Annotated in this window: 24 protein-coding genes; 10 read left to right on the plus strand and 14 right to left on the minus strand. The window is 60.3% G+C overall.

Features of this window, described 5'->3' with window-relative positions; genetic code table 11:
• Positions 1-65: 65 nt before the first annotated feature.
• From purC to dapA, 4 genes are read right to left on the minus strand one after another with little or no spacing between them, the layout of a single operon-like run.
• On the minus strand, positions 66-779 hold the full coding sequence (gene purC, locus ACYYKW_RS14610) for a phosphoribosylaminoimidazolesuccinocarboxamide synthase (RefSeq protein WP_093103787.1): 714 nt from the start codon (positions 777-779) through the stop codon (positions 66-68).
• A 28-nt stretch (positions 780-807) separates the two neighbouring features.
• Positions 808-1,569: an MBL fold metallo-hydrolase gene (locus tag ACYYKW_RS14615; RefSeq protein ID WP_090282212.1), complete on the minus strand. Its 762-nt coding sequence runs from the start codon at positions 1,567-1,569 to the stop codon at positions 808-810.
• Positions 1,570-1,575: 6 nt separating this feature from the next.
• Complete coding sequence (gene bamC / locus ACYYKW_RS14620; protein WP_090282211.1) at positions 1,576-2,691, minus strand: outer membrane protein assembly factor BamC; 1,116 nt, start codon at positions 2,689-2,691, stop codon at positions 1,576-1,578.
• A 17-nt stretch (positions 2,692-2,708) separates the two neighbouring features.
• Entirely contained in the window at positions 2,709-3,587 is an 879-nt protein-coding gene (dapA, locus tag ACYYKW_RS14625; protein ID WP_464990429.1) for a 4-hydroxy-tetrahydrodipicolinate synthase, read from the minus strand.
• A gap of 328 nt (positions 3,588-3,915) precedes the next feature.
• Between dapA and ACYYKW_RS14630 the strand changes: the two genes are divergently transcribed.
• Together ACYYKW_RS14630 and ACYYKW_RS14635 are read left to right on the plus strand one after the other, a co-directional pair.
• Positions 3,916-4,476: a glycine cleavage system transcriptional repressor gene (locus ACYYKW_RS14630; RefSeq protein WP_090282208.1), complete on the plus strand. Its 561-nt coding sequence runs from the start codon at positions 3,916-3,918 to the stop codon at positions 4,474-4,476.
• 10 nt (positions 4,477-4,486) lie between these two features.
• A complete protein-coding gene (locus ACYYKW_RS14635) occupies positions 4,487-4,960 on the plus strand; it encodes a peroxiredoxin (protein WP_464990430.1) in 474 nt (157 codons plus the stop codon).
• A gap of 129 nt (positions 4,961-5,089) precedes the next feature.
• Here ACYYKW_RS14635 and ACYYKW_RS14640 read toward each other — a convergent pair whose 3' ends face one another.
• Together ACYYKW_RS14640 and ACYYKW_RS14645 are read right to left on the minus strand one after the other, a co-directional pair.
• Entirely contained in the window at positions 5,090-6,160 is a 1,071-nt protein-coding gene (locus tag ACYYKW_RS14640; RefSeq protein WP_090282206.1) for an AI-2E family transporter, read from the minus strand.
• Between the two features lie 31 nt (positions 6,161-6,191).
• Positions 6,192-6,431 (minus strand): sulfurtransferase TusA family protein, encoded by a 240-nt coding sequence (locus ACYYKW_RS14645; protein WP_464990431.1) that lies wholly within the window; start codon positions 6,429-6,431, stop codon positions 6,192-6,194.
• A 97-nt stretch (positions 6,432-6,528) separates the two neighbouring features.
• On the opposite strand from ACYYKW_RS14645, the gene ACYYKW_RS14650 reads away from it, so the two are divergent.
• Positions 6,529-7,962 carry a M48 family metalloprotease gene (locus ACYYKW_RS14650; RefSeq protein WP_090282204.1) on the plus strand — a complete coding sequence of 478 codons (1,434 nt, stop codon included), beginning with the start codon at positions 6,529-6,531 and terminating at the stop codon, positions 7,960-7,962.
• 81 nt (positions 7,963-8,043) lie between these two features.
• Here the strand turns inward: ACYYKW_RS14650 and ACYYKW_RS14655 are convergent, their stop codons facing one another.
• The 4 genes from ACYYKW_RS14655 to rpoE form a co-directional block, all read right to left on the minus strand.
• Positions 8,044-9,474: a DegQ family serine endoprotease gene (locus tag ACYYKW_RS14655; RefSeq protein WP_464990432.1), complete on the minus strand. Its 1,431-nt coding sequence runs from the start codon at positions 9,472-9,474 to the stop codon at positions 8,044-8,046.
• A 207-nt stretch (positions 9,475-9,681) separates the two neighbouring features.
• Positions 9,682-10,647 (minus strand): MucB/RseB C-terminal domain-containing protein, encoded by a 966-nt coding sequence (locus tag ACYYKW_RS14660; RefSeq protein ID WP_464990433.1) that lies wholly within the window; start codon positions 10,645-10,647, stop codon positions 9,682-9,684.
• A gap of 8 nt (positions 10,648-10,655) precedes the next feature.
• The gene (locus ACYYKW_RS14665; protein WP_090282201.1) at positions 10,656-11,243 is read right to left on the minus strand and encodes a sigma-E factor negative regulatory protein; all 588 of its coding nucleotides are present in this window, start codon (positions 11,241-11,243) and stop codon (positions 10,656-10,658) included.
• A 30-nt stretch (positions 11,244-11,273) separates the two neighbouring features.
• Positions 11,274-11,855, minus strand: coding sequence for an RNA polymerase sigma factor RpoE/AlgU (gene rpoE / locus ACYYKW_RS14670; RefSeq protein ID WP_003172477.1), 582 nt, complete (start codon positions 11,853-11,855; stop codon positions 11,274-11,276).
• Positions 11,856-12,412: 557 nt separating this feature from the next.
• On the opposite strand from rpoE, the gene nadB reads away from it, so the two are divergent.
• Positions 12,413-14,029, plus strand: coding sequence for an L-aspartate oxidase (gene nadB, locus ACYYKW_RS14675; RefSeq protein WP_093103802.1), 1,617 nt, complete (start codon positions 12,413-12,415; stop codon positions 14,027-14,029).
• On the opposite strand, the gene ACYYKW_RS14680 is transcribed toward nadB, so the two are convergent.
• Complete coding sequence (locus ACYYKW_RS14680; RefSeq protein ID WP_464990434.1) at positions 13,998-14,450, minus strand: protein YgfX; 453 nt, start codon at positions 14,448-14,450, stop codon at positions 13,998-14,000. The two genes, nadB and ACYYKW_RS14680, sit on opposite strands and share 32 nt — an antisense overlap.
• Entirely contained in the window at positions 14,434-14,688 is a 255-nt protein-coding gene (locus tag ACYYKW_RS14685; RefSeq protein ID WP_007911418.1) for an FAD assembly factor SdhE, read from the minus strand. Before ACYYKW_RS14685 ends, ACYYKW_RS14680 begins: the two co-directional genes overlap by 17 nt.
• A gap of 150 nt (positions 14,689-14,838) precedes the next feature.
• On the opposite strand from ACYYKW_RS14685, the gene ygfZ reads away from it, so the two are divergent.
• Both ygfZ and ACYYKW_RS14695 read left to right on the plus strand, forming a co-directional pair.
• Positions 14,839-15,783 (plus strand): CAF17-like 4Fe-4S cluster assembly/insertion protein YgfZ, encoded by a 945-nt coding sequence (gene ygfZ, locus ACYYKW_RS14690; protein ID WP_464990435.1) that lies wholly within the window; start codon positions 14,839-14,841, stop codon positions 15,781-15,783.
• A gap of 35 nt (positions 15,784-15,818) precedes the next feature.
• Positions 15,819-16,640, plus strand: coding sequence for an HDOD domain-containing protein (locus ACYYKW_RS14695; protein ID WP_093103811.1), 822 nt, complete (start codon positions 15,819-15,821; stop codon positions 16,638-16,640).
• Between the two features lie 119 nt (positions 16,641-16,759).
• On the opposite strand, the gene ACYYKW_RS14700 is transcribed toward ACYYKW_RS14695, so the two are convergent.
• Both ACYYKW_RS14700 and ACYYKW_RS14705 read right to left on the minus strand, forming a co-directional pair.
• The gene (locus tag ACYYKW_RS14700; protein ID WP_093103814.1) at positions 16,760-18,145 is read right to left on the minus strand and encodes a sensor histidine kinase; all 1,386 of its coding nucleotides are present in this window, start codon (positions 18,143-18,145) and stop codon (positions 16,760-16,762) included.
• Positions 18,138-18,809 carry a response regulator gene (locus tag ACYYKW_RS14705; RefSeq protein ID WP_090282195.1) on the minus strand — a complete coding sequence of 224 codons (672 nt, stop codon included), beginning with the start codon at positions 18,807-18,809 and terminating at the stop codon, positions 18,138-18,140. The genes ACYYKW_RS14700 and ACYYKW_RS14705 overlap by 8 nt, the downstream gene beginning before the upstream one ends.
• Positions 18,810-19,242: 433 nt before the next feature.
• Between ACYYKW_RS14705 and ACYYKW_RS14710 the strand changes: the two genes are divergently transcribed.
• From ACYYKW_RS14710 to ACYYKW_RS14725, 4 genes are read left to right on the plus strand one after another with little or no spacing between them, the layout of a single operon-like run.
• Positions 19,243-20,220: a Bug family tripartite tricarboxylate transporter substrate binding protein gene (locus ACYYKW_RS14710; RefSeq protein WP_093103817.1), complete on the plus strand. Its 978-nt coding sequence runs from the start codon at positions 19,243-19,245 to the stop codon at positions 20,218-20,220.
• Between the two features lie 55 nt (positions 20,221-20,275).
• On the plus strand, positions 20,276-20,734 hold the full coding sequence (locus tag ACYYKW_RS14715) for a tripartite tricarboxylate transporter TctB family protein (protein WP_093103820.1): 459 nt from the start codon (positions 20,276-20,278) through the stop codon (positions 20,732-20,734).
• Between the two features lies 1 nt (position 20,735).
• Positions 20,736-22,250, plus strand: a complete 1,515-nt coding sequence (locus tag ACYYKW_RS14720) for a tripartite tricarboxylate transporter permease (RefSeq protein WP_093103823.1) — start codon at positions 20,736-20,738, stop codon at positions 22,248-22,250.
• On the plus strand, positions 22,243-23,277 hold the full coding sequence (locus ACYYKW_RS14725) for an AbrB family transcriptional regulator (RefSeq protein ID WP_093103826.1): 1,035 nt from the start codon (positions 22,243-22,245) through the stop codon (positions 23,275-23,277). The genes ACYYKW_RS14720 and ACYYKW_RS14725 overlap by 8 nt, the downstream gene beginning before the upstream one ends.
• Positions 23,278-23,352: the final 75 nt, after the last annotated feature.

Genomic DNA, 23,352 nt, shown 5'->3' on the forward strand with positions numbered 1-23,352 from the left:
AACACTTTTACCGAAAGCAAACCCTCTTTCGAAATTTTCTTCGTGCTATCAGATGCTTGCGTCGATTAAAGCGGTACACCCAGACGATTGGCGACTTCTTCGTAGGCTTCGATGACATCACCGAGGCCCTGGCGGAAGCGGTCCTTGTCCATCTTCTTCATAGTGTCCTTGTCCCACAGACGGCAGCCGTCCGGGCTGAACTCGTCGCCGAGGACGATGGAGCCGTCGCTGAACACGCCGAATTCAAGCTTGAAGTCGACCAGCAGCAGACCTGCGTCGTCGAACAGCTTGGTCAGTACTTCGTTGACCTTCAGCGACAATTCTTTCATGCGCGCCAGTTGCTCGGCGGTGCCCCAACCGAATGCCACGACGTGGGATTCGTTGATGAACGGGTCGCCCTTGGCGTCGTCCTTGAGGAACAGTTCGAAGGTGTATGGATTGAGCTTCATGCCTTCTTCGACGCCCAGACGCTTGACCAGGCTACCAGCGGCGTAGTTACGCACGACGCACTCGACCGGGATCATGTCGAGTTTTTTCACCAGGACTTCGTTGTCAGCCAGCAGTTTGTCGAATTGGGTCGGGATGCCGGCCGCTTCGAGTTTCTGCATGATGAAGGCGTTGAACTTGTTGTTGACCATGCCTTTGCGGTCGAGTTGCTCGATGCGCTTGCCGTCGAACGCCGAGGTGTCGTTGCGAAACAGCAGGATCAAGCGGTCAGCGTCGTCGGTCTTGTAAACCGATTTGGCTTTGCCGCGGTAGAGTTCTTCACGTTTTTCCATGATGGGCTCCGCTTGCTAAGTAGGTGGGCTAGGCGATGTGGCGCCAGTCGAGCCCTGAATCTTGATCGGCCAGTTGCAGCCAGTCCGGGTCGCACCCGAGGGTGTCGACAAAACATTGCCGGGCCAGCTGCGGCAGGTTGTTCTTGCTGCTCAGATGGGCCAGGACCAGGTGTTGCAAGCCCTGCCAGCCCAACTCGGCCACCAGGAATGCCGCCTGATGGTTGTTCAAATGTCCCAGCTCACCGCCCACCCGTTGCTTGAGAAAGTACGGATAATGACCGCGCGCCAGCATGTCGCGGCAATGGTTGGACTCGATCATCAATGCATCGAGGTCCCGGTAATTGTCCAGCACCCGCTCGCAGTACGATCCCAGGTCGGTGAGCAAGCCGAAGCGCCGCTGTTCCTGATCGCTGAAGACATACTGGGTCGGCTCCTGCGCATCATGGGCCACGGCAATGACCCCGACGTTCAGCGCACCGATTTGCAGCTGCTCGCCACCGGCCAGAAAGCCTGCCGGCTCGAGCGGTTTGCGCATCCCGCGCAGTGTGCCGCGACTGAGGTAGACCGGCAGATTGTAGCGCCGAGACAGCAAACCCACGCCATGCACGTGGTCGGCATGTTCGTGGGTCACGAGTATCGCGCTCAGTTGCGCCGGGTGAACACCCAGGCGCAACAGGCGTTTTTCGGTTTCCCGCAGGGAAAAACCACAATCCACCAGCACGTACGTATCAGCACTGGCGATCAGCGTGCCGTTCCCTTGGCTACCGCTGCCGAGAACGGCAAAACGCATGATTGATCAGCCCAGATTGTCCTGAATCACGCTCAGCACTTTACGCGCCACATCAGCTGGCGCGACGGTGTTGATGTTTTTCTCGACGGTCACCTGAATGTTCTCGCCGACCTTGCTCAGGCGCACCTGATAACGCTCGGCACGGGCTTCCACTTCTTCCTTGCTCGGCGCGCTGCCGAACAGGCTGCTGAAGAAGCCAGGCTTGTCGTCTTTCTTCTCGGCTTTTTCGGCCAGGTTGATGTAGTACAGGCCCAGGCTGCGGTTGATGTCTTCAACACGCCATTCGCCCTGTTCCAATGCACGACCAACGCTCGACCAGGCACGGTCCAGGTCGGTGCCGACGTTCAATACCGGGTTGCCGCTGCCATCTTCGCTGAGGCTGACACGGCTTGGCGCGTCGAAATCACGCGAAGCCAGCATCGATACCGAACCGCCCTTCTCGGAGGTACGGCTCATGCTCGCGAGCATGTCGTCGACCAGCGCAGCGTCCAGGCCGGTGTTGACCGAACGGTTGGTGAAGGCGACATCGGCGGTGCTGCCGGCAGGACGCTCGGCGCTGACCACGTAGATCTCACTGGTGTTGCGCTGCACGCCAGGCTCGATGCGTACACGCACGCGGGTTTCGCTGTCGCTGGCGATGCCGGCCGCGCTCAGGCGCTTGGCCATCGATGCCGACAGCTCATCGGAGTGCTGCCAGGTAGTGGTGAACTCGCCGGTCTGCGGACGCTGTTCATCCAGGCGGAAACCGTTGTCCTGGAAGAACTGCAGCGCCACTGGCCAGACTTCGGCCGGCGGATGCTGGGCCACGACCCAACGCGAGTCGCCGCTCTTCTGCAGCGAGTAATCGCTGGCATCGGCCACGGCGGACAACGGCTGCGGACGCGGCACGATGTATTCGCCCTTGGCGGTGTCATCAGCAACGTTGCGCGGGATCGGCAACAGCGGATCGAGACGCTTGGAGGTGTTCACATCCGGTGGCAATTGCATCGGTGCAGTCTGTTGCGCTTGCAGGTAATCGCTACCACGGTCGCGGAAATAACCTTCCGGCCCCCAGACCCATCCGCAGCCGCTGGTGCTGGAGATAATCAAGGCAAGTGCGGAAAGTCCGGCCATTCGCTTCATGCGTTGTACTTCCTCAATTAAACCAGGACGCTGCACTGGCGCAGGGCCGTGCGAAGCGTTTCGTGACAAGGTGTGCTCAGCCAGGTCAGTGGCAGGCGGATGCCTTCGTGCATCAGGCCCATTTCGACCAGAGCCCATTTCACCGGAATCGGGTTGGCTTCGATGAACAGGTCTTTGTGCAGCGGCATCAGTTTTTCGTTGATTGCGCGTGCGGTGTCGGCATCGCCCTTGAGCGCGGCCTCGCACAGGTCGGCCATTTCTCGCGGCGCGACGTTGGCGGTCACCGAGATGTTGCCTTTGCCGCCCAGCAGGATCAGTTCGACAGCGGTCGGATCATCGCCGGACAACACGATGAAATCCTTGTTCACGCCATCGATGATCGCCTTGGCACGCGTCAGGTCGCCGGTGGCTTCCTTGATACCAATGATGTTCGGTACGGTGGACAGGCGAATCACGGTCTCGGCCTGCATGTCGCAGGAGGTGCGGCCGGGAACGTTGTAGAGAATCTGCGGAATGTCGACCGCTTCAGCGATGTGCTTGAAGTGCTGGTACAGACCTTCCTGGGTCGGCTTGTTGTAATAAGGAACAACCAGCAGGCAGGCGTCGGCACCGGCAGCCTTGGCATTGCGGGTCAATTCGACGGCTTCGCGGGTCGAGTTGGCGCCAGTACCGGCGATGACCGGAATGCGCCCGGCAACCTGTTTGACCACGGCTTTGATCACGGCGATGTGTTCGTCTACATCAAGGGTTGCCGACTCGCCGGTAGTACCGACCGCGACAATGGCATGGGTGCCGTTCTTGAGGTGGAAGTCCACGAGTTTGCTGAGGCTGTCCCAGTCAAGACGCCCTTGTGCATCCATGGGAGTGACCAGTGCCACCATACTGCCCGCAATCATGAAACCGCTCCTGCCGGAAAAAGAGAGCGGTAATGGTACTGGCGCCAAGATGCTTGCACAAGCGAAGTACTGCGCTGCCGCCATTCCCCTTGGCGCCGCTTTTCGCTACCCTTCAGACTTTGATCGGTACTGATCAGCTTGTACGCCGGGTTTCTGCCTCCCGTTTCGGCCTTCCAGACCCTGTTCCTGCGTCGCCCCAACGTGCTCGTGCGCCAATGGCGCGAGCCGCGAGCGCTGACCGGGTCGCTTTGAACGGACCGCCACAACAGGCACCTTCCGGCATTCAACGCCTCAACCTACCGACCGCTCATCGCTTTAGGAATGCTGCATGTCCACCCCCACAGTTCGCGAACAATTCCTTGTCATCAGTGCTCTCGGCGCCAACCCGATGGAGCTGACCAACGTGCTGTGCCGCGCCAGCCATGAAAATCGCTGCGCCGTGGTGACTTCGCGCCTGACTCGCCACGGTGAGTGCAGTGCGCTGGTTCTCGAGATTTCCGGGAGCTGGGACGCCCTCGCGCGCCTCGAAGGCAGCCTGCCCGGCCTCGCCAAGAAACACGCATTCACGGTCAACGTGGTGCGCAGCGCACCGCTGGAAAACCGCCCACAGGCATTGCCGTATGTGGCTTACGTCAGTTCGGCGTATCGCCCGGACATCATTAATGAGTTGTGCCAGTTCTTCATGGACCACAACGTCGAGCTGGAAAACCTGACCTGCGACACCTATCAGGCACCACAGACCGGCGGCACCATGCTTAACGCCACGTTCACCGTGACGCTGCCGGCCGGCACCCAGATCAGCTGGCTGCGCGATCAGTTCCTCGATTTCTCCGATGCGATGAATCTGGATGCGCTGATCGAGCCTTGGCGTCCACAAAACCCAATGTAAGGAAGCTTTAATGGCTGTTGTCATCGACCAACCGGTTGCCGATTTCGAAGCACCTGCCACCAGCGGGCAAGCCGTCAGCCTGGCAGCGCTCAAGGGCCAGCAAGTGGTGATCTACTTCTATCCGAAGGACAGCACCCCGGGCTGCACCACCGAAGGCCAGGGTTTTCGCGATCAATACGCCGCGTTCAAGGCTGCCAACACGGAGATCTTTGGCGTCTCCCGCGACAGCCTGAAGTCACACGAGAACTTCAAGTGCAAGCAGGAGTTTCCGTTCGAGCTGATCAGTGACAAGGACGAAACCGTCTGCCAGTTGTTCGACGTGATCAAGTTGAAGAAGCTGTACGGCAAGGAATACCTGGGCGTTGATCGCAGCACCTTTCTGATCGACAAGGATGGTGTGCTGCGTCAGGAATGGCGTGGTGTGAAGGTGCCGGGGCATGTGGATGCGGTTCTGACTGCTGCACAGGCCTTGAATAAAGCCTGATGGTTTTGCATTGAATTTACCGCCGCTTTCGCGAGCAGGCTCGCTCCCACAGGGAATCGTATTCCAAATGTGGGAGCGAGCCTGCTCGCGAACGGCCCTTGAGCCTGGCCGGGCAATTCGGATCAATCGCTAAAGCAGCGGCGCCACCACCGGCTCTTTTCGTGGCCATGCATCGAGCACAGCCTTGAACAGCGTCGCCAGTGGAATCGCAAAAAACACGCCCCAGAATCCCCACAGCCCGCCAAACAGCAGCACCGCGCAGATGATCGCTACCGGGTGCAGGTTGACCGCCTCGGAAAACAGCAGCGGCACCAGCACGTTGCCGTCCAGCGTCTGAATGATTCCGTAAACCGCCATCAGATAGATGAACTGATCGCTCCAGCCCCACTGGAACAAAGCAATCAGCAGGACCGGAACAGTCACCACCACCGCACCGACATACGGCACCACCACCGACAGGCCCACCAGCAACGCCAGCAGCGCCGCGTAGTTGAGACCGAGCGCGATAAAAGCGATGTAGGTCACGCCACCGCAAATGACGATTTCGATACCTTTACCGCGGATGTAATTGGCGATCTGCCGGTTCATTTCCTGCGCAACGCGGGTAATCAGCGCGCGCTCACGGGGCAGATACCCACGCACCCACTCACCGATCATCGCCCGGTCTTTAAGGAAGAAAAACACCAGGATCGGCACCAGCACCAGGTAGATCATGATGTTCACCAGCAGCGGCAGACTCGATAGCGAGAAAGTCAGCGCCCACTGGCCGAACTTGCCGATCTCGCCGCGCGCCGCCTCAATGGCTTGCAGCACTTGCTCATCGGAGACCAGATGCGGATAGCGCTCCGGCAGCAACAACAGCAACGATTGCCATTTGGCGAGCATTCCCGGCAGTTCGTTGAACAGGGTGATCAACTGATGCCAGAGCAGCGGCAGCACGACGACGATGAACAGCATCAGTGCGCCCATGAACAGCGCAAACACCAAACCCACCGCGACACCGCCCGGCACGCGCATTCGCTCAAGCGTGACCACCAGCCCCTGCATCAGATAAGCCAGCACCATGCCGGCCAACACTGGCGCAAGCATGCCGCCGAGGGTGAGCACCGCAGTGAAGGCGAGAAACAGCAGCACCGCCAGCACCACCGCTTCCTCATCGGAAAAATAGCGCTGAATCCAGTCGCGCAACACTTTGAACATCAATAATCCTCAGGTTTTGACGCTGTCGTTTTCAGGCTTTTTTCAACCAGTAACGGAAGATGCCGGCTTCGTCCTCTTCACGCAGTAGCGCATGACCGGCGAGTTTGGCAAAGGTGCGAAAGTCGCGTTGCGAGCCCGCATCCGTAGCAGTCACCTTGAGTACTTCGCCGCTGGCCATTTTGTTCAGCGCCATTTTTGCCTTGAGCAACGGCAACGGACAGTTCAGGCCAGTGGCGTCCAGTTCTACGTCAGGGACTACAGCGTCACTCATTGCGTCACTCCGGTTCAGGTCTTGAGCTGCCTAGAATATCTGGTCGCAGCGTTGGTGTCCGGCTACAGTAAGGTCTTTGTCTTCTAAGGCTTTGTGCATGACTTTTCTGCGCCCTACCCTGCTGACGCTCGCTTGCCTGCTCGCCTCACCAGGCTTTGCCGACGATCTGCCGTCACTCGGCGACGCCAGTTCTGCCATTGTCTCGCCACAACAGGAATATCAACTCGGCCGCGCCTGGCTGGCCATGTTGCGCAGCCAGGTGTCACAACTCAACGACCCGCAATTGAAAGACTACGTTGAATCCAGCGTGTACAAACTGGTGGAAACCAGCCAGGTCACCGACCGGCGTCTTGAATTCATCCTGATCAACAGCCCGCAACTCAACGCCTTCGCGGCGCCCGGCGGCGTGGTCGGGGTCAATGGTGGCCTGTTTCTCAACGCGCAGACCGAAGGCGAATATGCCTCGGTACTCGCACACGAACTGGCGCACTTGTCGCAACGCCACTTCGCCCGCGGTGTCGAGGCTTCGCAGCGCATGCAGGTGCCGATGATGGCTGCGCTGCTGGCCGGGATCGTCATCGCTGCGGCCGGCGGTGGTGATGCCGGGATTGCGGCGATTGCCGGTAGCCAGGCGGCGGCGATTCAGGCGCAACGGACCTTCTCCCGGCAGAACGAACAGGAAGCCGACCGCATCGGCATCCTCAACCTGGAAAAGGCCGGCTACGACCCGCGCTCGATGCCGACCATGTTCGAACGCCTGATGCGCCAGTATCGCTTCGATGCCAAGCCGCCGGAATTTTTGCTGACGCACCCGGTGACCGAATCGCGTATCGCTGACACCCGCAACCGCGCCGAACAGGCCAGACCGGGCGGTATCGAAGACTCCAAACGCTATCAACTGATCCGCGCGCGGGTGCAGTTGATCTATGAAGAAACACCGGGGCTGGGCGCCAAGCGTTTCCGCGCGCTGCTGGACGAGAACCCGAAAAACGATGTGGCGCGTTATGGTCTGGCCATCGCGCAGATCAAGGGTGGGCAACTGAACGAGGCGCGCGAGAATCTCAAACAACTGCTGGCAACATCGCCGAACGAGATCATCTACAACCTCGCTCAGGTCGACCTGGATATCACTAACAACCGCTTGCCCGACGCACAGTCACGGGTAGATCGCATGCTGACGCAGTATCCGGGCAACTATCCGCTCAATCAGGTGCGCGTGGATCTGCTGCTCAAGCAGAACCGTGCGCCGGATGCCGAGAAAGCCCTGGAAGCCTTGCTCAAATCGCGCCCGGACGATCCGGACGTCTGGTATCAAGTGGCGGAAACCCGTGGCTTGTCGGGCAACATCATCGGCCTGCACCAGGCTCGAGCGGAATATTTTGCCCTCGTTGGCGACTATCGACAGGCTATTCAGCAACTGGACTTTGCCAAGCGCAAGGCCGGCAGCAACTTCCCGCTGTCGTCCCGCATCGATGCCCGCCAGCGTGAGCTGATGGAGCAGGAGCGCATGATCAAGGACATGATGGGCTGAGGCCTGGTCGCTGAGATAAGAGCTTCAGGCATAAAAAAACCGCCTCTTTCGAGGCGGTTTTCTTTTTATCTTCCCAGCGGATTATTCGGCCAGTTTGAAGGTGATGAAGCTGGCGCGACCCTGGCGCAGAACGCGCATCGACACCGAGCGGTTCTTCGGCAGCGCCTTGGCGATATCCGTGAACTCCTTGGCCGTACCGATGGCCTGGTTGTTCAGGTGGGTGATCACGTCGCCTGGCTGCAGGCCGATCAGGGCGGCAGGACCATCCTGCACCTCCTTGATCACCACACCACCTTTAAGGTCGTAGGCTTTCTTCTGCTCAGCGGTCAGCTCGCCGACTGCAACACCGAGGCGGTTGCTGCTGCTTTCAGCGCCGGATTTCGCCAGCGTATCCAGCTCTTTGTCTTCGTCCGGGATCGCGCCGACCGTCAGCTCGACGTTCTTGCGCTTGCCTTCGCGGATCACTTCCAGATTGGCTTTGGCGCCAGCCTTCAGCGCGCCGACCAGATGCGGCAAGTCTGCGGACATGACGATCGGTTGGCCGTTCATGCTCAGAATCACGTCGCCGACCTGCAGGCCGCCCTTGGCTGCCGGGCCGTCATCCTGAATCTGCGCAACCAGTGCACCGGCTGGCTTATCCAGACCGAACGATTCCGCCAGATCCTTGTTCACTTCCTGGATCACCACACCCAGCCAGCCACGGCTGACCTTGCCACCGCTCTTGAGCTGATTGGAAACGTCCATCGCGACATCGATCGGAATGGCGAACGACACGCCCATGAAGCCGCCGGAACGGGTATAGATCTGCGAGTTGATGCCGACCACTTCGCCGTCGAGGTTGAACAGCGGGCCACCGGAGTTGCCCGGATTGATCGGCACGTCAGTCTGGATGAACGGCACATAGTTTTCATTCGGCAGGCTGCGGCCAACGGCGCTGACGATGCCTTGAGTCACGGTGTGGTCAAAGCCGAATGGAGAACCGATGGCGACAACCCACTGACCGGCCTTCAGATCCTGCGACTTGCCGAGCTTGAGTACCGGCAGATCCTTGCCTTCGATTTTCAGCAGCGCCACGTCGGAGCGTGGGTCAGTGCCGATCAGCTTGGCTTTCATCTCGCTGCGGTCAGCCAGACGCACGAGGATTTCGTCAGCGTCGGCAATCACATGGTTATTGGTGAGAATGTAGCCATCCGGGGAAATGATGAAGCCCGAACCCAGCGATTGCGCTTCACGCTGGCGACCATCACGCGGGGAGCGCTGTTGAGGCGGCATGCCACGTTCGAAGAACTCGCGCAGCATTGGCGGCAGGCCCTCCAGATCGGGCATCTGCTGATTGACCTTGCGATCCGGCAGTTTCTGCGTAGTACTGATGTTCACCACGGCTGGCGAAGCTTGTTCGACCAGTTGGGTGAAGTCAGGCAGATCGGCCGCCTGCGCAGCAGGAACTGCCTGACCGAGCACCAGCACGGTGGCAAAAATGGAAAGATAAGACTTCAAGCTAAGTATCGACATACAGCTCCCGTTACGACGAGCAGGGTTAAGCGATATGGAGCAAGCAACACCGGAAACCACAGACCGGCATTTTTGTTCCGGCAACAACAAACAAGGCCAGAGCCGTGAGGCTCTGACCTATAAAAAATTTCCGGGGTATTTGCAAATGAAAATGCTCAGCAAACATTTCCACGCCTCGTTGATGAAACGCGAATCGCTGAAATCAGCTCACTGTTTGCTGGTTGCGGCGCCATCGGTATTTCGCATCGACAAAGCAATTCGTTCGGCGGTGCCGATCGGGATCTCGCCGACCACGGTTACCATCATTTCGCCCGAAGGCGTGGTCAGGCGACGGGACACAGCAACGGTCGGGCCGAGTTGCGTGCGGGTATCGGTCACCGTCGCGCCATTCAATGGCTCGAGAAAAACCGAGAAACGCGCAAGACCGTCGTCGTACAGCAGGCTGTTGACCTGCGTCTTGGTCTCGGCGTCTTTGTGCGATGCACTGCTGGTCAGTTCGAAACCCGGCGGCAGCCAGTCCGAATGCCAGGTTTGCGCCGTTTTGACTGCCGATGCCTTGTCGCTGTCGAGCTTGACTGGCTTGCAATCGGCATTGGCCTGCAAGTCACCATCAGACGGCACTTCATCAGTGTCGAGGCTGGTGAACTGGAATCGCTCGAGCAACTGCCCCTTGTCATTCAACAGCAACGACTTGAGCGGCAGACCCGTTTTTTTGTCCAGGTGCAACTCGAATCCGTAGCGATGCTGATCACGAGGCGTCAACGCCACGATCACGGCATCTCGGCCGGCCACACGCGACTTGCCAATGACGGCAAGGTCATACCAGTTTTTCAGCTTTTTGGGATCAAGAGGACGAGCCGCAGCATTGGGCGAGTCTCCCAGCCCGGCAATCAGGGTGCCGCTGACGCATTGAGTATGCCCATCAATGCGCACGACTTCCTGTGCCGAACCGTCGAGCTGAAGCAACCGCTCGCGGACCTGGCCGTTCTGGACGCGATGCCAGATGTTGTGGGTAGAAAAGCTACCGTTACGCTCGTAAACGAAAGTACCGTGAAAGCTTTGCTGCTGCTCGGCCTGGCCCAGCCGGGTCAACCAATCCTGGGCCTCATCAGCGTGGGCTGGAACAACGAACCAGCCACTGAGCAGAAGCGAAAGTAGAGGTATGGCGCGCATGATCCTCCTTAACGGTTTTCCAGGCTTGCGGCACGTGCATAAGGCAGCGCGCTTTCAGTGCCTTTCAAAGCAGCCTGTTGGGCATGCTGACGCAGGTAACCCGGCAGACGCTGATCATGCCAGCCTGGCTGACCTTGCAGCACGCCGTTGGCCATAGGGCCAGTGGCTTCAGAGCTTTCGCTGTAGCCTGCCAGAACAGCCGGGCCCTTGACTTGCGGGGTGGCCAGCGTTGGCTGATTGGACTGCTGAGCCAGTTCGACGCCAGCGATCTCGTCCTGGTTGTACAGGCGAACACCCGCCAGCACGGCAACCGTCACCGAGGCTGCAACAGCCAGACGGCCGAGGCTGCGCCATGGGCTGCGAGATACTTTGGCCGGGGCCGTTTCGTCTTCCAGCGCAGCAGACACTGCCGCAGCGATATCCAGACGCGGAAGCAGCAGATCCTTGTGCATGGCTGCCCGAGCGATCTGGTAACGAGCCCAGGTCTCACGGGTTTCAACATCATCCAGTGCATTGAGCACTCGACGCAATTCCAGTTCGTCCGCTTCGTTATCCATCACTGCGGACAGCGATTCCTGCAGGGCTTCACGACTCATGGCGTTCCTCTCTTGGCTGTCGCCGCTGTCTCAGTTTTCCTGCAACAACGGTTGCAGGGCTTTGTCGATGGCCTCCCGAGCGCGGAAAATCCGGGAGCGCACGGTACCCACCGGACACTGCATGACGCTCGCAATGTCCTCGTAACTCAGACCGTCGAATTCGCGCAAAGTTAAAGCCGTACGCAAATCTTCTGGTAGTTGCTGGATGGTTCGATGGACAGTGCCTTCGATCTCATCCCGCAGCAACGCACGTTCTGGTGATTCGAGATCCTTTAGGCCGTGATCGCCATCGTAGAACTCTGCATCCTCGGAACTTACATCGCTGTCCGGCGGCCGGCGGCCGCGTGAAACCAGGTAATTCTTTGCCGTGTTAATGGCAATACGGTACAGCCACGTATAAAACGCACTGTCGCCGCGAAAGTTTCCAAGCGCTCGATACGCCTTGATAAAGGCTTCCTGAGCCACGTCCTGGGCTTCATGGGTGTCGTGCACAAATCGCACGATCAACCCGAGAATCTTGTGCTGATACTTCAGCACCAACAGATCGAAAGCTCGCTTGTCGCCGCGTTGAACGCGCTCGACCAGCTGCTGATCCTCTTCCTGGGTTAGCATGAACACTCCTCGATAAGCCCGGAGGAGGCTTGCATAACTAAACGACCAGACTTGCAAACATAGACTCGGGCTTTTCGCAAAAGTTCTCCCCCTCCAAGCAAGTTTCCTGCGGGCTCTGATTTGACACGCACGAAAAACGCAGCGCGGGATGAACCGGCTGCGCGAATAATCTTGTCATCGGTTTCGCGGACCGCAATCCAACCACAGATTGCATACTGAAGCCGACACGTCCCTTATCTCTGGCACCGACTATTGATCTTGGGCCTTTGGCAAAAGTTCCAATTATTTATAGCCGCTACCTACCAACATTCGACAACCCTGCGCGGAAAAACCGTGTTTCAGCGCCGATACAGTCGCCTTCACCCTTTAGGGGTGAGAAAAACTTCCGACGAAGCGTGCGGTTTTTGCGGCCACAGTAGTTTCACAATGCCATACCGGCCCGGCTATTGTGCCGTCCCACCCCTCTATATACTAGTGGGCTGTGTGGCTGTCTTGACTCGCCGATCCAGCTGTCTTGCGCCAACCCCGATCCGGGTCGCTTTGAGCGGAATCCTGAAATGAGCCAACAGTTTCAACACGATGTTCTGGTCATTGGCAGCGGTGCTGCCGGTTTGAGTCTCGCACTGACCTTGCCCGGTCATTTGAGCATTGCCGTACTGAGCAAAGGCGATCTCGCCAACGGCTCGACATTCTGGGCCCAGGGTGGCGTCGCCGCGGTGCTCGATGACACCGACACGGTCGAATCCCATGTTGACGACACCCTCAACGCCGGTGGCGGTCTCTGCCATGAGGATGCCGTGCGCTTCACGGTCGAACGCAGTCGCGAAGCCATCCAGTGGTTGATCGATCAAGGTGTGCCGTTCACTCGCGATGATCAATCCGGGACCGAAGACGGCGGATTCGAATTCCATCTGACCCGCGAAGGTGGCCACAGCCACCGGCGCATCATCCATGCCGCCGATGCCACAGGCGCGGCGATTTTCAAGACCTTGCTGGCCCAGGCGAAACAGCGACCGAATATCGATCTGCAGGAGCAGCGCGTCGCTGTCGATCTGATCACTGAGCGTCGCCTGGGCATGCCCGGCGAGCGCTGCCTCGGCGCCTATGTGCTCAATCGCAAAACCGGTGAAGTCGATACTTATGGCGCCCGTTTCGTGATTCTGGCCACGGGCGGCGCCGCCAAGGTTTATCTCTATACCAGCAACCCCGACGGCGCCTGCGGTGATGGCATCGCCATGGCCTGGCGTTCGGGCTGCCGCGTGGCGAACCTGGAATTCAATCAGTTTCACCCGACGTGCCTGTACCACCCGCAAGCCAAGAGTTTCCTGATCACCGAAGCCCTGCGCGGCGAAGGCGCGCATTTGAAGCTGCCCAATGGCGAACGCTTCATGCAGCGCTTCGACCCGCGCGCCGAGCTAGCGCCGCGGGACATCGTCGCCCGGGCCATCGACCATGAAATGAAGCGCCTGGGCGTCGATTGCGTGTATCTCGACATCAGCCACAAACCCGAAGCGTTCGTAAAAAGTCACTTTCCGACGGTTTATGAGCGCTGCCTCGGCTTCGGCATCGATATCACCCAACAACCAATCCCGGTGGTGCCTGCCGCGCACTACACCTGCGGCGGCGTGATGGTCGATCAGAACGGCCGCACCGATGTGCCGGGCTTGTATGCTATCGGCGAAACCAGCTTCACCGGCCTGCATGGCGCCAACCGCATGGCCAGCAACTCGTTGCTGGAGTGTTTCGTCTATGCGCGTTCGGCGGCGGCAGACATTCTCGCGCAACTGGACGACGTTTGCGCGCCAAGCGCCCTGCCCGCCTGGGACGCCAGTCAGGTGACCGACTCCGACGAAGACGTGATCATTGCGCACAACTGGGATGAGCTGCGCCGATTCATGTGGGACTACGTCGGCATCGTGCGCACCAACAAGCGTCTGCAACGGGCGCAGCACCGTGTGCGGTTGTTGCTCGACGAAATCGACGAGTTCTACAGCAACTACAAAGTCAGCCGTGACCTGATCGAACTACGCAATCTGGCGCAAGTCGCCGAACTGATGATCAGCTCGGCCATGGAACGCAAGGAAAGCCGCGGCCTGCATTACACCCTCGATTACCCGCAGATGCTGCCCGAGGCGCTCGACACTATTCTGGTGCCGCCCACCTACGTCGGCTGAATTTGAGCCGTACGCGCAGGCGCCGATGCACATCGGCCGTCTGCGCGTCCCGGGGCACGCAGATCGACCTGACCTGCCACTCACCCCGCAAGCGAAACCGCAGCACCACGATCAGCGGCAGCGCAAGACTGTCACGGCACAATTGGGCCGCTTGCCAGCCGTCAGCCTGATTCCAGACCTGCCAGCCATCGGCATCGCGACGCAATCCACAAAATGCCTCTGGATGGCTGAGCAAAATCTGCCGCGGCAACACCCAAACGCCATGCAGCACGCAGCCGAACGCCGCGAACAGACTGGCCCACAAGGGAATCGACATTAGAAACAAAGCGCCCAGGGCGAACGCCTGAGCCAACAGATACGCCGCCAGCAATTGCCGTGAGGCATGCCAGCGGCATTCGAACGTGTTACTTGGGCTGGACACGATCCAGAATCATCCGGACCATGCGCTGCAGCTCCGGATCTTCCGACTCGCTGCGCTCCATGAACCAGCCGAACATGTCCTGATCCTCACACGTCAACAGACGGACATACAAATCGCGGTCCACCTGATTCAGCGTCGCGTACACCTCCTGCACGAACGGCACCAGCAACACGTCAAGCTCAAGCATGCCGCGACGGCTGTGCCAAAAGAGGCGATTCAGTTCAACTTGTTCGACCATGGAGCCCTCCTCGAATTTGGCGGCAAGTATACAGACCCCGGACGGGTCGCACAGTCGGCTTTGGTCGGGCACCACCGATCCTTTATCAACTACCCATTTCACCAACGCCCCCTTATGATGTGCCCCAGTCTATTTACCCTGCGATGACCCATGGCCGATTCTGCTTTTTTCTGCACCCTGTTTCATGAAGGCGTTCTCGCGGTTCGCGGCGCGGATGCCGGAAAATTCCTGCAAGGCCAGTTGACCTGCAATATCAATTACCTCAGCGACAACCGCGCCAGCCTTGGTGCCCGTTGCACACAGAAAGGCCGGATGCAGTCGAGTTTCCGCATTCTGCTCGAAGGCGACGGCGTGCTGATGGCGATGGCCAGCGAACTGCTGGAGCCGCAACTGGCGGACCTGAAAAAATACGCCGTGTTCTCCAAATCCAGATTGACCGATGAAAGTGCTGCCTGGGCGCGCTTCGGCGTTGAACAGGGTGATGCAGCGCTGGTCAGCCTCGGTCTGGACTTGCCGGAAGAAACCGACAGTGTCGTGCGTCACGAATCACTGATCGCAATCCGCGTGTCGCCGCAGCGTGCCGAACTCTGGGTACCGGCCGATCAGGCCGACGCGATCAAGGCCAGACTGGCGGCAATGCTGCCCGAAGCCGAGCTGAATCAGTGGTTGCTGGGGCAGATCCGCGCCGGTATCGGCCAGGTCATGCCGACCACTGGCGAACTGTTCATTCCGCAGATGCTCAATCTGCAAGCCGTCGGCGGCGTGAGTTTCAAGAAGGGCTGCTACACCGGCCAGGAAATCGTCGCGCGCATGCAGTACCTGGGCAAACTCAAGCGCCGTCTGTATCGCCTGAGCCTCGCTGGCACATCCCTACCGGAGCCCGGCACGCCGTTGTTCGCACCCAGCCATAACAGCTCGATCGGCGAGGTGGTGCTGGCCGCCGTCGATGCCGGCCAGAGCATTGAACTCCTGGCGGTATTGCAGGCCGAAGCTGCCGAAGCCGGTGATCTGCATCTGGGTACTCTCGAAGGCCCGACGCTGCATGTGCTCGACCTGCCTTACGAACTGGATCGCGACCGCGAAATCCAGCGTTGATCGCAGCATTTGTCGCAACACCCTAGAGAGTTTAAATGAGCGAACTGGCAGAAAAAGTCCAAACGGATTTGGTTGCGGCCATCGATAACGATGACCTGGTTCTGCCCACGCTACCGGAAGTGGCCCTGCAGATTCGCAAGGCCGCTGAAGACCCGGAAATCAGCGTCAGCGACCTGGGCAAGATGATCGGCCGCGACACGGCGCTGTCGGCGCGCCTGATCAAAGTGGTCAACAGTCCCCTGCTGCGCGCGGCTCAGGAAGTCACCGACCTGCACACTGCGATCACCCGCCTGGGGATCAACTACAGCAGCAACCTGGCCATCGGCCTGGTGATGGAGCAGATCTTTCACGCCCGCTCCGAAGTGGTCGAACAGAAGATGCGTGAGGTCTGGCGCAAGAGTCTGGAGATCGCCGGCGTCAGCTATGCCCTGTGTCGCCGCTACACCACCCTCAAGCCCGATCAGGCCGCGCTGGGCGGGCTGGTGCACCAGATCGGCGTGCTGCCGATTCTGACCTACGCCGAGGACCATTACGAACTGCTTTCGGACCCGGTCAGCCTCAATCATGTGATCGACCGCATCCATCCGCTGCTCGGCGACAAGCTGTTGCGGGTCTGGGAGTTTCCCGAGCGGTTGGTGGCGTTGCCGGGGCTTTATCAGGACTTCAAACGCGATTCGGCTGAAATCGATTATGTGGATGTGGTGCAGGTGGCGAGCCTGTATTGCCACAAGGACACCGAGCATCCTTTCGCGCGGATCGATCCGCTGAGCGTTCCGGCTTTCCGCAAGCTCGGGATCGACCCGGAGAACAAGGAGTTGTGTGCCGATCTGCAAGAGTCGCGGTCGATGTTTTACTGATCCGCAACCGTGGTGCTGCCATCGCCAGCAGGCTGGCTCCCACAGGATTTGCAATTAATCTGCACTTTCTCCCCATGTGGGAGCCAGCCTGCTGGCGATGGGTCGGTAATGGCGCCCTGTCACCCGGCAATAAAACTCACCCGCACCTTCAACCCCGCCTGTTCGCCATCATGCAGGCTGATCTGCGCCAGGTGCGCGCGGCAGATCTCGCCGACGATCGCCAGCCCCAGCCCGGAACCCGCGACTTGCTGATTGCGCCGGTAGAAGCGCTCGAACACCCGATCACGTTCCTCCAGCGGAATGCCCGGCCCGTCATCTTCCACCTCAAGCACCGCCGGCGCGGCGACCCGCAGGATCACGTTGCCGCCGGGCGGTGTATGTGCCAAAGCGTTGTCGACCAGATTGCTCAGCAACTCGTTGAGCAACGTTGGCTCGCCGCGTAGCCACACCGGCTCGTCCGCTTCCAGCGCCAATGCCACGCCACGCTTGTGCGCCAAGGGTGCCATAGCCATGCCCAGTTCGCGCGCCAATTGACTCAGATCGAGCAATTGCGCGCCGCCCTCGGCGATCGCCCGCGCACCGTTTTCGACGCGGGCCAGCGATAGCAGTTGATTGGCCAGATGGGTCAGGCGATCGGTGCCTTGCGCGGAGGATTCCAGGGTATCGCGCCAGGTCTGTGGCTCCGTCGAGCGCAGCCCCAATTCGAGACGCGCCTTCAGCGCCGCCAATGGCGTACGCAGCTCGTGGGCGGCATCGGCGATGAATTGAGCCTGACGCTCGAACTGCGCGCGCAGGCGCTCGGTAAAGTGGTTCAGGCCACGCACCAACGGGCCGAGTTCATCCTGAACCTCCACCAGCGGCAGCGGGCGCAGATCGTCGGGCTGACGTTCTTCGACTGCCGTGCGCAGGCGCTCCAGCGGGCGCAACGCTGCGCTGACCGCGAACCAGACCATCAGCAGCGCACCGATCGCCAACATGCCCAGACGCAGCAAGGTGTCAGCAGCCAGACTGCGCGCCATGCTCACCCGTGCCTCGTCGGTTTCAGCGACGCGGATTTCCGCCATGCCGTTCATGTTCGGCTCGGACACGGCCTTGAGCAGACTGACCACGCGCACGTTCTGGCCGTTGTAAGTGGCGTTGTAGAAACGCGCCAATGCCGGATAGCTGTCGGTGCGTGGCGTGCCGGGCGGTGGGCCGGGCAGATTTTCGTAGCCGGAAATCAGCTTCTGGTGGATGTCGTTGACCTGGTAATAAATGCGCCCGGCACTGTCGTAGGCGAAAGTATCGAGGGCCACGTAAGGGACATCGGCACTCAGGCTGCCATCGCGCTGCGACAGGCCGGCGGCAATGGTCCGCGCCGAGGCCAGCAGCGTGCGGTCATAGGCGGTGTCGGCGGCTTCGCGGCCATTCCAGTAAGCGCTCAAACCACTGGCGAGCATCAGCACCACCAGCAACACTGCGAGGTTCCACAACAACCGCCAGCGCAGGCTGCTGGGCTTATGCATCGCGGCTTTCCAACAGATAACCGAGGCCGCGGAAGGTCACGATCGCCACCGGCTGGCCGTCGAGTTTCTTGCGCAGGCGATGCACGTAGATTTCGATGGCGTCGGGGCTGGCTTCTTCGTCGAGGCCGAACACTTGCGCAGCCAGCTGCTCCTTGCTCATCACCCTGCCAGGACGGGCAATCAGCGCTTCGAGCACAGCTTGCTCGCGGGAGGTCAGGGTCAACAGTTCTTCGCCAAGGGTGAAGCGCCGGGTGTCGAGGTCGTAGGCCAGCACGCCGCAGCGCTGCTGGCGCTCGCCACCGAGCACACTGCGGCGCAACAGGGCTTTGACCCGCGCCTCAAGTTCGGTCAGTTCGAATGGCTTGGCGAGGTAATCGTCGGCACCCAGATTGAGGCCATGCACGCGGTCTTTCACATCACTGCGCGCGGTCAGCATCAGCACCGGCACGTTTTTCCCACGGGCGCGCAACCGCGCCAACACCTCGAAACCGTCCATGCGCGGCAGGCCGACATCGAGGATCGCCACGGCATATTCCTCGCTGCCAAGCGCCAGGTCGGCGGCCACGCCATCGTGCAACACATCCACGGTCAGACCGGTGCTCTTGAGCGCCTGGGCGACGCTTTCAGCCAGTTGCAGATGGTCTTCGACGAGCAGAACACGCATGGATTTTTACCTCGTTCAGGGATGGCCGGCGCCACGCTTTGCCGCGGAGTTTACAGCCGCAACCGCTGCTGTGAAGCCCGAAAACCGTGAAAGCGAGCTGAAAGGTTAGCGAAAGGTTAGCGGATTACAGTCGGCCTCACGGACAGTTGCGACTGTCGTCGCTGAAGCCACACAGCGCCCGAAAAACGCCACGAAGCGTTTTCGACCCATAAGAACAATAACGGAGTACCCCAGCATGCTATCCATGCGCACCAAGGCTCTAACGCCTGCTCGCCCCTCCCGCTTCCAGCATTCCCTTGCCGGTTTTTCACCGCAGGCCTGCGTTGTTGCCCTGTCTGCGCTCGCGCCGCGAGAAAACCGCGCCTGCCGCTAAGCTCTAGCGTGTTCTTTGGTCATTGATCCATCCATAACAACAACTCCTCTGGAGACTCAAATGAACGTATCCCTGCGTAAAGTCGCTTTAGCCGCTGGCGCAATGTTGATCGCCGGCCAACTCATGGCCGAGCCGAAACGCCCGGAATGCATCGCCCCGGCCTCGCCGGGCGGAGGTTTCGACCTGACCTGCAAACTGGTGCAGAGTGCGCTGGTGAATGAAAAGCTGCTGAGCAAACCGATGCGCGTGACCTACATGCCCGGCGGTGTCGGCGCAGTGGCGTACAACGCCGTGGTGGCTCAGCGTCCGGCCGATGCCGGCACGCTGGTCGCCTGGTCGAGCGGTTCGTTGTTAAACCTGGCGCAGGGCAAGTTCGGGCGTTTCGACGAAACCAACGTGCGCTGGCTGGCAGCGGTCGGCACCAGCTACGGCGCCATCGCCGTGAAAAGCGATTCGCCCTACAAGACCCTTGACGATCTCGTTCAGGCCTTGAAGAAAGATCCGGGCTCGGTGGTCATCGGTTCCGGCGGCACGGTCGGCAGCCAGGACTGGATGCAGACCGCATTGATCGCCAAAGCGGCCGGGATCAATCCGCGTGACCTGCGTTACGTCGCCCTCGAAGGCGGCGGCGAAATCGCTACCGCCCTGCTCGGCGGCCACATTCAAGTCGGCAGTACCGACATCTCCGACTCCATGCCGCACATCCAGAGCGGCGACATGCGTCTGCTCGCGGTATTCGCTGAAAAGCGTCTCGACGAGCCGGAAATGAAGGACATCCCGACTGCTCGCGAGCAAGGCTACGACATCGTCTGGCCGGTGGTGCGCGGTTTCTACCTCGGCCCAAAAGTCAGTGACGAAGACTACGCCTGGTGGAAAGACGCGTTCGACAAACTGCTGGCATCGCCGGAGTTCGCCAAGCTGCGCGATCAGCGTGAACTGTTCCCGTTCGCCATGACCGGCCCGGAGCTGGACACCTACGTGAAGAAGCAGGTCGCCGACTACAAAGTGCTGGCCAAAGAGTTCGGCCTGATCCAGTGATCGTCTCTGTCTAGTGGCGGCGTCTCCTTCGCGGGGACGTCGCACAGGAGCTCCCATGCTTATTCAACGTATTTTCGCCGCGGTGTTGCTGCTGGTTTGCGCCGGCCTGGCACTGATGGCGTGGCCGTACCAAGCGGCTTTTTCCTACGAGCCGGTGGGCCCGCGCGCCTTCCCGCTGCTGATGCTCGGCCTGATGGGCCTGGCGCTGCTGTACATGGTGTTCCGTCCGGCGCCGATCAAGCACAACCCGGATGAGCCGCCGCTGGATCGCGAAAGCCTGACCAAGATCGGTCTCTGCGTGGTGCTGTTGCTGGTATTCGCCGGCACCTTCGAGCCCCTCGGCTTCATCGTCGCCAGCATCCTCACCGGCGTACCGATGGCCCGTCTCTATGGCGGACGCTGGATGCCAAGCGTGGTGATCATCAGCCTGATGGCGATCGGTCTTTACCTGCTGTTCGACCGTTTGATGGACGTTCCGCTGCCCCTCGGCCTGCTCAGCGTTCTGGAGAACTGATATGGATACTCTTGGCTATTTGGGTCAGGGTTTTGGCGTCGCGCTGAGCCCGTACAACCTCGTGACCGCACTGTGCGGCACGCTGATCGGTACCGTTGTCGGCCTGTTGCCGGGCCTGGGCCCGATCAACGGCGTGGCGTTGCTGATTCCGATCGCATTCGCTCTCGGCCTGCCACCAGAATCGGCGCTGATTCTGCTCGCGGCGGTGTATCTGGGCTGCGAATACGGCGGCCGGATCAGTTCGATCCTGCTGAACATTCCTGGCGAAGCCTCCACCGTGATGACCACCCTCGACGGCTACCCGATGGCCCGCAAAGGCCTGGCCGGTGTCGCGCTGTCGCTGTCGGCGTGGAGCTCGTTCATCGGCGCGTTCATCGCCACCTGCGGCATGGTGCTGTTCGCGCCGCTGCTGGCGAAATGGGCAATTGCCTTCGGCCCGGCGGAATATTTTGTATTGATGGTCTTCGCGATTGTCTGTCTCGGCGGCATGGCCGGAGATCGACCGCTGAAAACCTTTATCGCAGCGCTGATCGGCCTGTTCCTTTCCACCGTCGGCATCGACGCCAACAGCGGCGTGTACCGCTTCACCGGCGACAACATTCACCTGACCGACGGCATTCAGTTCGTCGTGCTGGTGCTGGGTCTGTTCTCGATCAGCGAAATCCTCCTGCTGCTGGAGAAAACCCACCATGGCCAGGAAGCGGTGAAAGCCACCGGGCGCATGATGTTCAACTTCAAGGAAGCGGCGTCGGTATTCACGGTCAACCTGCGCTGCGGCGTGCTCGGCTTCATCATGGGCGTATTGCCCGGTGCCGGCGCGACCCTTGCCAGTGCCGTAGCCTACATGACCGAGAAGCGCATCGCTGGCACCAGCGGTAAATTCGGTGAAGGCGACGCCCGTGGCCTGGCGGCGCCGGAAACCGCCATCGGTGGCGCGGCATGCGGTGCATTGGTGCCGATGCTGACCCTCGGTGTTCCGGGTTCGGGCACCACTGCAGTGATGATCGGCGCGCTGTCGCTGTACAACATCACCCCGGGCCCGCTGTTGTTCCAACAGCAACCGGACATCGTCTGGGGCCTGATCGCGTCGTTGTTCATCGCCAACGTCATGCTGGTGATCCTCAACATTCCGATGATCCGCGTGTTCACACGCATCCTCGCCGTGCCGAACTGGGCACTGGTGCCGATCATCGCGATCATCACCGGGATCGGCGTTTACGCAGTGCATGCGACCACCTTCGACCTGTTCCTGATGATCGGTATCGGTATCTTCGGTTACATCCTGCGCAAGCTGGACTTCCCGTTGTCGCCGCTGCTGCTCGGTTTCATCCTCGGCGGTCTGATGGAGCAGAACCTGCGTCGCGCCCTGTCGATTTCCAACGGTGCGCTGGAAATCCTCTGGTCGAGCCCGATCACCTTCGGCTGCTGGATCCTGACGGCGATCATGCTGCTGATGCCGCTGGTCCGCATCTGGCGCAAACGTTCGGCGGCACGGCGCGTCGTTGCCGATGTTTGATCGCTCTGCCCTGAAATCCTGGTGGGGAACCCCGCTGGTCGGTCTGCTTGGTGGTTACCTCGCCAGCCAGATCGGCTGGCCGTTGCCGTGGATGGTCGGCTCGTTGCTGGCGATCATTCTCGTGCGCTGTCTCACCCCCTGGCAACTCACGGAAATCCCTGGCGGACGCAAGTGCGGCCAGTGGATCGTCGGCATCGGCATTGGCCTGCACTTCACCCCGCTGGTGATGGAGCAGGTGCTCAGTCATTTCGGTCTGATTTTCTTCGGTGCGCTGGTCACCAGCCTGTCGGCGGTGGTCGGCGTGTGGTTGATGCGGCGTACCGGCGAAGATCGCGCCACCGCATTCTTTTCCAGCATGCCCGGCGGCTCGGGCGAGATGGTCAACCTCGGCGCGCGCAACGGCGCTTTGCTCAGCCACGTCGCGGCGGGGCAGAGTCTGCGGGTGTTGGTGGTGGTGTTGTGTGTGCCGGCGGCGTTCAAATACCTGCTCGGTGACGGCACGCCGATTTCTCATGCGGGCAGCGTCGACTGGCGCTGGCTGGCAATCCTGTTTCCGGCGGGCGCCCTGCTCGCCTGGCTCTGGCAACGTTTGCGCCAACCCAATCCGTGGTTGTTCGGGCCGTTGCTGGTGAGTGCGGCGGTGAGCATCGGTTGGGATCTGCACATCGGTTTACCCAATGGCGGCAGCCAGATCGGCCAATGGCTGATCGGCAGTGGTCTGGGCTGTCATTTCAACCGGGAATTCTTCCGCCGTGCGCCGTCATTCATGGGGCGGACATTGATCGGCACGGCGCTGACCATGTTGATTGCTTCGCTGGCAGCCTTGGGACTGAGCGCCCTGACCCATCTGGATCTGCGCTCGCTGACCCTGGGCATGATGCCCGGCGGGATTGCCGAGATGAGCCTGACCGCGGAGACCCTGCAACTGTCGGTGCCACTCGTGACGGCGATGCAGGTGATGCGGCTGTTGTTTGTGCTGTTTCTGGCAGAGCCGTTGTTCAAGTACTGGAATCGTCAGCCCGAATAAGACCGCGTCGCCCCTATCGCTGGCAAGCCAGCTCCCACAGGTTTTTGGGGTGTTCACATAATCTGTGGCACCCAC

Source organism: Pseudomonas sp. 15C (assembly GCF_055484735.1).